The organism is Nocardioides sp. F233 (genome assembly GCF_057813895.1).
Genome location: NZ_JBVASH010000011.1, coordinates 62,248 through 72,079, shown reverse-complemented (window position 1 = coordinate 72,079; position 9,832 = coordinate 62,248). Strand labels below are relative to the sequence as shown.

The following is a 9,832-nucleotide window of genomic DNA, read 5'->3' as shown; positions in this document are numbered from 1 at the left end:
AGACACCATCACCGAACCGTCACCACAACGGCAGCGGGTCACCGAAGCGAAGAGTCACGACCACAGCAGCAGAACCAAGGCCACCCTGCCAGCCAACCTCAGGCCGGCCACGAAAACCCTCACAGCGAAGCGAGCGCCAAATGGCTCAGGCGTGCCCGTCGAACATCGAGGTCACGGACCCGTCCTCGAACACCTCTCGGATCGCCCGGGCGACGAGCGGCGCGATCGACAGCGTGGTGAGCTTGTCGAACTGCTTCTCGGGCGGCACGGGCAGCGTGTTGGTGATGACGACCTCGGTGGCCGAGCAGTTCTTCAGCCGGTCGACGGCGGGGTCGGAGAGGATCGCGTGGGTGGCGGCGATGATGACGCCCGCGGCGCCGTCGGCCATCAGCGCCTCGGCGGCCTTCACGATGGTGCCGCCGGTGTCGATCATGTCGTCGGTCAGCACGCACATGCGGCCCTTGACGTCACCGACCACCCGGTTGGCGACGACCTCGTTGGCGACATCGGTGCGGCGGGTCTTGTGGATGAACGCCAGCGGTACGCCGCCGAGGCGGGCCGCCCAGCGCTCGGCCACCTTGATCCGGCCGGCGTCCGGGGAGACGACGGCGAGCTCCTGGTCGCCGTACTTCTGCTTGATGTAGTCGGTGAGGATCGGCAGCGCCATCAGGTGGTCGACGGGGCCGTCGAAGAAGCCCTGGAGCTGGTCGGCGTGCAGGTCGACGGTGATGATCCGGTCGGCGCCCGCGGTCTTGAACAGGTCGGCCATCAGCCGGGCCGAGATCGGCTCGCGGCCCCGGTGCTTCTTGTCCTGGCGGCTGTAGCCCCAGAACGGCATGACCACGGTGATCCGCTTGGCGGAGGCGCGCTTGAGCGCGTCGACCATGATCAGGTGCTCCATGATCCACTCGTTGATCGGAGTGGTGTGGCTCTGGATCACGAACGCGTCGCAGCCGCGCACGGACTCCTCGTAGCGGACATAGATCTCGCCGTTGGCGAACTCGTACGCCGAGGTCGGGACGAGTGCCTGGTCGAGGATCTGGGCGACCTCGTCGGCCAGCTCGGGGTGTGCTCGTCCGGAGAAGACCATCAGGTTCTTCTCCGTCGTCCGCTTCAGACCGCTCACGCGCGTGACTCCCCCTGGTCGCCGAAGGTGGTACCTAGGATTCTGCCCGCTCGGCGGGGTCGTCCCCAAGTCCGGGTCCGTTTTCGGACTGTTCACCCGTGGCGCCCGCCACAGCAGCCACAGCAGCCTCCGCTGCCGCCGCCTGCGCGGTGCCGCCGCGGTGCGAGGTCACCCACCCCTCGAGGTTGCGCTGGGGCGAGGCGCTGACGGCGAGCGCGCCGGGCGGGACGTTGCGTCGTACGACGGTCCCGCCGCCGGTCGAGGCCCCGTCGCCGATCACGACGGGAGCCACGAAGGTGTTGTTGGAGCCGGTCTTCGCCTGCTTGCCGACGACGGTGCGGTGCTTGTTGACGCCGTCGTAGTTCGCGAAGATCGTGCCGGCGCCGATGTTGGTGCCCTCGCCGATCTCCGCGTCGCCGACGTACGACAGGTGCGGGACCTTCGCGCCGTCGGCGATCTGGGCGTTCTTGGTCTCGACGAAGGTGCCGATCTTGCCGTCGGCGCCGAGGAGGGTGCCGGGGCGCAGGTACGCGAACGGCCCGACCGAAGCGCCGGCGCCGATGACGGCGAGCTGCCCGTGCGTCCGTACGACGCGCGCGCCGGCGCCGATCTCGCAGTCCTCCAGCGTCGTGTCCGGCCCGATCACGGCGTCCTCGGCGACGAGGGTCGCGCCGAGGAGCTGGGTGCCGGGGAGGATCGTGACGTCGGGCGCGAGGACCACGTCGGCGTCGATCCAGGTGGTCGCCGGGTCCATGACCGTGACGCCGTCCTTCATCCAGCGGGTCACGATGCGGCGGTTGAGCTCGCGACCGAGGACGGCGAGCTGGGCGCGGTCGTTGGCGCCCTCGGTCTGCAGCGCGTCCTCGATGGCGTGGGCGGTGACGACCAGGTCGGCGTCGCGGGCCAACCCGATCGCGTCGGTGAGGTAGTACTCGCCCTTGGCGTTGTCGTTGCCGATGCGGCCGATGACGTCGGCGAGGAAGGCCGCGTCGAAGGCGAGGATCCCGGAGTTGATCTCGGTGATCGCGCGCTGGGCGTCGGTGGCGTCCTTCTCCTCGACGATCGCCTGGACGGCGCCGGCATCGTTGCGCACGATCCGGCCGTAGCCGAACGGGTTCGCGACGATCCCGCTCAGGATGCTGACCGCCGCGTCCGCGGCGCGATGGGCCTCGGCGAACGCGCGCAGCGTCTCCGCCTCGAGGAGCGGGGTGTCGCCGTTGGCGACGAGGACGACGCCCTCGCTCGGCGCGTCGGCGAGCGCTTCCAGCGCCACCCGTACGGCGTGCCCGGTGCCGAGCTGCTCCTCCTGGACCGCCAGCACGGCGTCGGGGTACCGCTCGCTGACGTGGGGCGCGACCAGCTCGCGCTGGTGGCCGACGACCGTGACGATCCGGGCCGGCTCGAGGGCTCCGACGGCCGTCAGGACGTGACCGATCATGGTGCGCCCGCCGATGCGGTGCAGGACCTTCGGCGTCTTCGACTTCATACGGGTGCCGCCGCCGGCGGCGAGGACGATCACGGTCAGCTCGGTCACGGGAACACCCTAGGCCGCACCCTCGACGCGGCCGCTCAGCGCCCGTCCAGCCAGGCCAGCACCGCCAGCACCCGTCGGTTGTCGTCGGCGGCCTGGGGCAGGTCGAGCTTGGTGAAGATGTTGTTGATGTGCTTGCCGACAGCCTTCTCGGTGACCACGAGCCGGGCCGCGACGGCCGCGTTGGAGCGGCCCTCGGCCATCAGGGTCAGCACCTCGCGCTCGCGGTCGGTGAGCCGGTCCAGTGGCCGCGACCGCGCCGAGACGAGGGCGGCGACCACCTCCGGGTCGAGCACCGTGCCGCCGGAGGCGACCTGGTGGACGGCGGCGAGGAAGCCGTCGACGTCGGCGACCCGGTCCTTGAGGAGGTACCCGATCGCGCCCTCTCCCCCGGCCAGCAGGTCCCGCGCGTAGAGCGGCTCGACCCACTGGCTGAGCACCAGCACCGGGAACGCCCGCCGCGTGGCGCGCACCGCCGTCGCCGCCTCGAGTCCCTCGGTGGTGTGCGTCGGCGGGAGGCGTACGTCGACCACCGCGATGTCGATGTCGTCACGGGTCAGCGCCCGGGCCAGCGAGGGCGCGTTGTCGACCGCCTCGACGACGGAGATCCCTCCGGACTCGAGGATCCGGGTGAGGCCCACGCGCAGCAGCGCCTGGTCCTCGGCGAGCACTGCTCTCAGAGGGGCAGGCACGGCACCTCCATCCGGACCGTGGTCGGTCCACCAGCGGGACTGTCGACGACCAGCGTGCCGTCGAAGGCGGCGAGCCGGCGCGCGACCCCTGCCAATCCCGACCCGGCACCGTCCGCTCCCCCGCGGCCGTCGTCGCCGGCGACGAGGCGGAGCCGGCCGTCGACGTACGTCCCGGTCACCCAGGCCCGGCTCGCCGCCGCGTGCTTCACGGTGTTGGCGAGGCACTCGGCGACGGCGAAGTAGGCAGCCGACTCGACCGGCGCGGCCAGCCGCGGCACCGAGACCGAGACCGCCACGGGGACGGGCATCGCGACCGCCAACGCCTCGATCGCGCCGGCCAGACCGCGGTCGGCGAGGACCGGCGGGTGGATGCCGCGGACCACGGAGCGCAGGTCGTCGAGCGCGTCCATCGTGGTCTCGCGGGCCTCGCGCAGCAGTGCGGCCGCGGCCTCGGGGTCGGTCTGGAGCAGCTTCTCGGCGAGCCCGACGCTCATGCCGACCGAGGCGATCCGGGCCTGGGCGCCGTCGTGGAGGTCGCGCTCGATGCGGCGTACCTCGGCGGCCGAGTGGTCCAGCGTCTCGGCACGGGACTCCTCGACCTGTCCGACCCGCTCCTCCAGCTCGGCGACCCGGTCGTGGCCGAGGATGGCGCGCTCGGCGCGGGCGCGGGCGTGGACCAGGGGGTCGGTGGTGACCCACCAGGTCAGCAGCAGGGGGCCGGTGAACAGCACCATGAGGACCCACATCCAGTCCCCCGCCGTGAAGGCGAGGATCACCCAGGTGACCGGGGTCGTGAGCAGCGCCACCGGGACCAGCGACATCACGAAGCCACCGGTCGCGGAGAAGCACAGGAACCCGAAGTCGCGCCAGCGGGCCGGGTCCCGCAACCAGCGCACCGGCCAGGCCAACGCCAGGCCGTCGCCGGTGCGGGCGTAGCGGGCCGCGATGGGCTCGCCCAGCAGGGCGCCGCTGAGCCGGCGGTGGACGCCGGTGAGGGCGGCCGTCGCCGGGACCACGGCCAGCGCCAGCACGAAGCCGACGCCGACCAGCCCGAGCGGGATGGAGAGCAGGGTGAGGATCGCCAGGGCGAGCGACGGGACGAACGACACGGCGTACCCGGCGGAGAGCAGGGTGAGCCGGAGCCGCTCCGTCAGTGCATCGACCGTCACCGTGGCGTCCATCGCGGGCCAGTCTGTCATCGGACCGCGCTCCGGGCCGCGCTCCTGACCGCGCCGCGCGCCGAGCCCAGGGTCAGCGCGACGACCGCGGCGATCACGACGGGCGCCAGCCACAGGCCGCCGTCCGGGACCACGCCCTCGTGCCGGGCGACCGCGAACGGGACCACGGTGGTGAGCGCGGCGACGGTGCCGAGCACGACCCCGACAGCGGCGACGACGCCCGCCTCGGCGACCACGGACCCGCGCACCTGGCGGGGCGTGGCGCCGAGCATCCGCAGCCGGTGCAGCTCCTCGCGGCGGTGCGCGATCGTCGCCACGAACGCGTTGACCACCATGATCGCCGCGAACAGCGACACCATCCCGACGACGACGTTGTTGAGCAGGTTGATCGTGTCGCTGTCGGCAGTGCCACCCGGCAGCGTGCGCTGGTCGATGTCGACCAGCATCAGGGTGCCAACCGCGGCCGAGGTGAGCACGATGACCGGAGCGAGCACTCCGGCGAGCAGGTGCGCCCGACGGGCGGTGTTGTACGACGCCAGGTGGGCCGTCGCGGAGGTGCCGGCCAGCAGCCGGACCGGGCCCGCGCCCCAGCGCAGCAGGACCGGCGCGAGGACCGCCAGGCCGACACCGACGAGGATCGAGCTGGAGCCGCTGGTCGACATCGCGGCGTACGGGTCGGCGTCGTGCGCGGTCACGGTGATGGTGATGACGGCCATCGCGACGCCGTACCCGATGAGCAGGAGCGCGATCAGCACCCGCCACCAGCGCATCCGGCCCTGCTCGCCTGCGCTCTCGCGGGCCACCACGCCGGCCGGACCACGGGTCGCGCGGCGCGCGGCCACACCAGCGGCGACGGCCGAGACGAGGAGCACGAGGAGGGCCGCGCCGCCGACGGAGGCCGGCCCGGCGTCGTACGCCGTGCGCTCGGAGACCAGCCCGCCGGAGCGGACCATCGAGAAGAGTGCGTGCCCGGCGACGGAGGCGAGGAGGGCACTGACGGCGGCCGCGGTGACGGCGATCGCGCCGGTCTCGCGGGCGATCAGCCGGCGGGCCTGGCGGGGCGTGGCGCCGATCGTGCGCAGCAGGCCGATCTCGGTGGCGCGCTGCGTGGTGGTGATGCCGACGGTCGAGGCGACCGAGAAGAGCACGATCAGCGCACCCCAGCCGCCGACGACGGCGCCGAGGATGACGAGGGTGTCGGCGTCGGTGCCGGAGGCGGCGCCCGAGGACTCGGCCAGGGTCGCGAAGGAGCCGATGAGCAGGGTGCCGAGCAAGACCGCCAGGAAGGTGGCCACCGCGGCACGCGGGCGGTGGCGCAGGCTGCGCAGGGCGAGGGAGTTCATGCCGACACCAGCTCGTCGAGGTGGGCCATCTGGCCGGCGACGGCGTCCGCGGTCGGGTGGGCCATGCGGCCCGCTACCCGGCCGTCGACGAGGAAGACCACCTCGTCGGCGTACGACGCCGCGACGGGGTCGTGCGTCACCATCACCACGGTCTGGCCGAGGTCGGTGACGCTGCTGCGCAGGACGCCGAGGACCTGCCGCGCGGTAGTGGAGTCGAGGGCGCCGGTCGGCTCGTCGGCGAGCAGCACGTCGGGCGCGGTGAGCAACGCCCGCGCGATCGCGACCCGCTGCTGCTGGCCGCCGGACAGGCTGCCCGGCAGGTGCTGCGCCCGGTCGGCGAGGCCGACGCGGTCGAGCAGGTAACGCACCCGCTCGCGGTCCACGCGCTTGCCGGCGAGACGGCTGGGGAGGCCGACGTTCTGGGCGGCGGAGAGGTACGGCAGCAGGTGGAAGCCCTGGAAGACGAACCCGATCCGCTCGCGGCGCAGGCGGGTACGACGCTCCTCGTCCCAGTCGGTCACGTCGGTGCCGCCGACCAGGACCCGGCCGCTGGTCGGGTTGTCGAGGCCGGCGGCGCAGGACAGGAAGGTCGACTTGCCGGAGCCGGACGGCCCCATCACGGCGGTGTAGGTGCCCCGCCGGAAGGCGAGGTCGATGCCGGCGAGCGCGGCGACGGTGTTGTCGCCGGTGCCGTAGGTGCGGGTGAGGTCCTGGACCTCGAGCGCGGTGTCGGACATGGCTGCTCCTGAGCGGTGCCGGGGTGTCCCCGGGGTGCGGAATCTGGTGTCTCCGACGCTAGGAACCGCAGGCCGCGCGCTCGATGGGCCTGGCCTGCCGATCGGAGGTGGGGTTTTCCCCACCCCTCACCCCTCGGCGGGTCCGCCCGTGAAGGGTTTTCCACAGTTCGGCGAAAGAGCGTGCATCTCCGGCCGATCAGGCGTATCACGAGAGATGGAAAGTGTGAACGATCGAAAGGGAGCACGACGATGTGTGACCACTCACCCGAGTGCCCGGCCGCCGGGGACCCCAACTGCTGCACCGCCCACGTGACCGCCGACCACAGCGAGCAGGGCTGGTGCCGGCTGTGCAACGGCGTCATCCTGTTCGACGACGGCGCGTACCTCACGCCCGAGGGAAGGGCGATGTCGCTGCCGCGCTCGGCCTGAGTCGCCCCCACCGGGGGCGTACGGTCGGACCATGCGCACGACCGCCCGGCGGCTCGCCCGCCTGCTGACCGGCACCACCTACGTCCTGCTCGGCGTCGACGCCCTGCGCTCCCCCGGTGGCCGTGTGGCCTCCGCTCGGCCGCTGCTCGCGACCCTGCGCGGCGTCGTACCGCTCCCGGAGGACGACACCGTCCTCGTCCGCGCCAACGGTGCGGCCCAGGCAGCGGGCGGTGCCGCCATCGCGGCCGGCGTGCTGCCACGCACCGCCGCGCTCGGGCTGATCGGCTCCATGGTGCCGACCACCCTCGCCGGGCACGCGTTCTGGAAGGTCGAGGATCCCGCCGCGCGCAAGCAGCAGCGGGTCCAGCTGCTCAAGAACCTCGCCATGATCGGCGGGCTGGTCCAGGTCGCGATCGACCGGGATGAGTGAGCTCCCCAGGTAGGAGTCGAACCTACGTCGCTTGTCCTGATTCAAAGTCAGGCGGGCCCTGCCGGCAGACCAACTGGGGATTGCGGGAACAGCGTAGGGCCCGCCCGGCGGGGCAGTACCTCGGCCCGGCAGACCAACTGGGGAAAGCAGGCCCAGCCTAGGGCCGCGTCGTCGTACCGGACGAACGGGTACGACGCAGAACGGTCGGGCCCCGAGAGACCCGACCGTTCCTGGAGGTGCTGGACTCAGGCAGCCGGCCCGAGGCAGACCAGCGTCTTCTGCTTCTTGTTCTCCAGCGGCTGGGCGCCGTTGGCGCACTCCTCGCCGGCCTTGCCCACCGAGACGACCTTCACGACCGAGGTGTTGCCCGCGCCCTCGGTGCAGGCGACCTTCGTCGCCGGCGTGGACATGCCGCCCAGGTCGAAGCAGTCGCCCTTCTTGGCGTTCAGTGCCAGGCAGAGGTCCGCGACGTTGCCGGAGTTCGAGCTGCCGACCGAGATCGTGTAGTTGAGCTCGGCGTCGTCGCAGCTGCCCTTGTCGCTCACGATCTTGTAGACGGCGTCCGCGTCCCCGCAGTCGACCTCCTTGTGGTCGGCGGCGAAGCTGGAACCGGACATGACCAGGCACTCACCCACGTCGGGAGCCTTGGCCTCCTCGATCTTCTCGGTGCCGAAGTACTTGATCCCACCGATCACCGCCATCACGATGACCGCGACACCGATGCTGCCGAGCTTGAGCAGCAGGCTCTTACCCATACGAGATTTCCCTTTCGAGTCAGGGCGATCCCGAGCCACCCACAACAAAACGACACGCACCTACCCCGGCGAACCATCACCAAACATCGGATCCGGAAGCGTTCAGTAGGTGAGCGGAGCCCAGGGGGCGACGTCGTACCGACCGTTCGACTGCAGGGTGACCGACTGGATGCCGACGGGGCGGCCGTCGCGGTAGGTGACCAGGCCGATGCTGGCAGGGCGGCGGAGCTTGCTGCCGATGGCGATGGCGTACGCCGCACCGCCGGTCGTGCCGAGCGTGTACGTGTAGCCGATCCGGCCGTCCTCGGCCGTCACCGCGGTCGGGCCGGTCTGCACGTGGATGTGCCCGCCGATCACGAGGTCGACGCAGCCACGCTCCAGCGCGGGCTTGGCGATGTTGGCGTCGTGGACGAGCAGGGTGTTGACCCGGTCGCCGTCCTGGTCGGCCGCGCAGGCGGCGTCGCCGAGCAGGTCGGCGACCTCGCCGAAGCTCAGGCCGGTCTGGTCACGCCAGTCCCCGAAGCCACTGGAGCGGGGGTCGTCGACGCCGAGGATCCGCGAGCCGCCCGGGCCGTCGATCACCTCGTCGTCGAAGTACGTCCAGCCGAGGTCCTCGAGGTGGCTGCGCACGAAGCCGCCGTGGTCGTGGTTGCCCGCGACCGCCCACCGCCCGTCGAAGTCCTTGAACACCGCGGCGAGCGAGTCGAGCGAGAAGGCCTCCCAGCGGCTGCCGGTCGAGGTGTCGTCGCCGGCGTCGAACACGGCCGTCGCGCCGCCCGCCTCGCCGATCGCGCGGGCCACCTTGTCCATGCCGACGTTGTCGTGGCGGTCGGAGACCAGGAGGACGACGGTCTCCCCCTCCTCGGGTTTGCGCAGGTCGAGCATCGCGGCGTCGTCGGCGGCCTCGGAGTAGAACCTCAGGCTCTCGTCGTAGCTGCTGATGCCGCTCTCGATCAGTCGCCGGGACTGCGCCGTCGTCGCGTCCGTCATCACCTCGACGCGTTTCAGCTCGTCGGGCAGCCGCACCTCGGGGCCGAGGAAGTCGCTGAGCGAGATCCAGTGCTGCGCGGGCGCGTCGGTGCGTCCCCAGCCGTAGGGGACGACGGCCGCGACCGTGAGCGCGACCGCGAGTCCCGAGACGGCCAGACCGCGGCGGGTCGGCAGTGCGGCGTACAGCTCGTGCCGGCGCGCCCGGCCGACGAAGGCCCACACCAGCAGCGGTACGGCGCCGAGCACCGCGCCCTGCACGAGCGCCGCGAGCGCCATCGCCGCGACCGTCCGCTGGACGACGTCGATCTGGCCCTCGGGTTGGGAGGCGATGGCGGCGTACCGCGACGTCAGCTCCTCGAGCGTCGCCGCGTCAGTCTTGCCGAGCTCGACCTCGACCCCGATCCGCGACCCGGAGGGCACGCGCAGGTCGGGCAGCACCGGGCCCAGCCGCGCGACGAACTCACCGGAGAAGTTCGGGCTGAGGCTCGCCTCGTGGCTGGCGACCTCGACGGTCCGCTCGCTGTGCAGGAAGATCGCGCCGGCGACCGCCACGGACAGGACCAGCCAGGTCCCGACGTAGGCGAGGACCTTGAGGACGCGGCGGGCCGGGAGCACGACCAT

At 72.1% G+C, this 9,832-nt stretch carries 10 protein-coding genes and 1 tRNA gene; 2 read left to right on the top strand and 9 right to left on the bottom strand.

The features are described from left to right. Window positions 1-145: 145 nt before the first annotated feature. From ACZYRU_RS26605 to ACZYRU_RS26580, 6 genes are read right to left on the bottom strand one after another with little or no spacing between them, the layout of a single operon-like run. Entirely contained in the window at window positions 146-1,126 is a 981-nt protein-coding gene (locus ACZYRU_RS26605; protein WP_186348242.1) for a ribose-phosphate diphosphokinase, read from the bottom strand. A 34-nt stretch (window positions 1,127-1,160) separates the two neighbouring features. Beyond that, window positions 1,161-2,660: a bifunctional UDP-N-acetylglucosamine diphosphorylase/glucosamine-1-phosphate N-acetyltransferase GlmU gene (gene glmU / locus ACZYRU_RS26600; protein WP_488960123.1), complete on the bottom strand. Its 1,500-nt coding sequence runs from the start codon at window positions 2,658-2,660 to the stop codon at window positions 1,161-1,163. 35 nt (window positions 2,661-2,695) lie between these two features. Next, window positions 2,696-3,349 (bottom strand): LuxR C-terminal-related transcriptional regulator, encoded by a 654-nt coding sequence (locus ACZYRU_RS26595; RefSeq protein ID WP_488960122.1) that lies wholly within the window; start codon window positions 3,347-3,349, stop codon window positions 2,696-2,698. Beyond that, window positions 3,334-4,530 (bottom strand): sensor histidine kinase, encoded by a 1,197-nt coding sequence (locus tag ACZYRU_RS26590; protein ID WP_488960121.1) that lies wholly within the window; start codon window positions 4,528-4,530, stop codon window positions 3,334-3,336. Before ACZYRU_RS26590 ends, ACZYRU_RS26595 begins: the two co-directional genes overlap by 16 nt. A 14-nt stretch (window positions 4,531-4,544) precedes the next feature. Continuing rightward, window positions 4,545-5,870, bottom strand: a complete 1,326-nt coding sequence (locus ACZYRU_RS26585; RefSeq protein ID WP_488960120.1) for an FtsX-like permease family protein — start codon at window positions 5,868-5,870, stop codon at window positions 4,545-4,547. Beyond that, window positions 5,867-6,607, bottom strand: a complete 741-nt coding sequence (locus tag ACZYRU_RS26580) for an ABC transporter ATP-binding protein (protein WP_488960119.1) — start codon at window positions 6,605-6,607, stop codon at window positions 5,867-5,869. Before ACZYRU_RS26580 ends, ACZYRU_RS26585 begins: the two co-directional genes overlap by 4 nt. Before the next feature lie 249 nt (window positions 6,608-6,856). Between ACZYRU_RS26580 and ACZYRU_RS26575 the strand changes: the two genes are divergently transcribed. Further along, window positions 6,857-7,036: a DUF5999 family protein gene (locus ACZYRU_RS26575; RefSeq protein ID WP_179729459.1), complete on the top strand. Its 180-nt coding sequence runs from the start codon at window positions 6,857-6,859 to the stop codon at window positions 7,034-7,036. Window positions 7,037-7,067: 31 nt separating this feature from the next. Then, a complete protein-coding gene (locus ACZYRU_RS26570) occupies window positions 7,068-7,466 on the top strand; it encodes a DoxX family membrane protein (protein ID WP_488960118.1) in 399 nt (132 codons plus the stop codon). Between the two features lies 1 nt (window position 7,467). On the opposite strand, the gene ACZYRU_RS26565 is transcribed toward ACZYRU_RS26570, so the two are convergent. The 3 genes from ACZYRU_RS26565 to ACZYRU_RS26555 form a co-directional block, all read right to left on the bottom strand. Beyond that, a tRNA-Gln gene (locus ACZYRU_RS26565) sits at window positions 7,468-7,546 on the bottom strand. A 165-nt stretch (window positions 7,547-7,711) separates the two neighbouring features. Beyond that, window positions 7,712-8,221 carry an LppU/SCO3897 family protein gene (locus ACZYRU_RS26560; RefSeq protein WP_488960117.1) on the bottom strand — a complete coding sequence of 170 codons (510 nt, stop codon included), beginning with the start codon at window positions 8,219-8,221 and terminating at the stop codon, window positions 7,712-7,714. Between the two features lie 102 nt (window positions 8,222-8,323). Next, on the bottom strand, window positions 8,324-9,832 hold the full coding sequence (locus ACZYRU_RS26555; protein WP_488960116.1) for a metallophosphoesterase: 1,509 nt from the start codon (window positions 9,830-9,832) through the stop codon (window positions 8,324-8,326).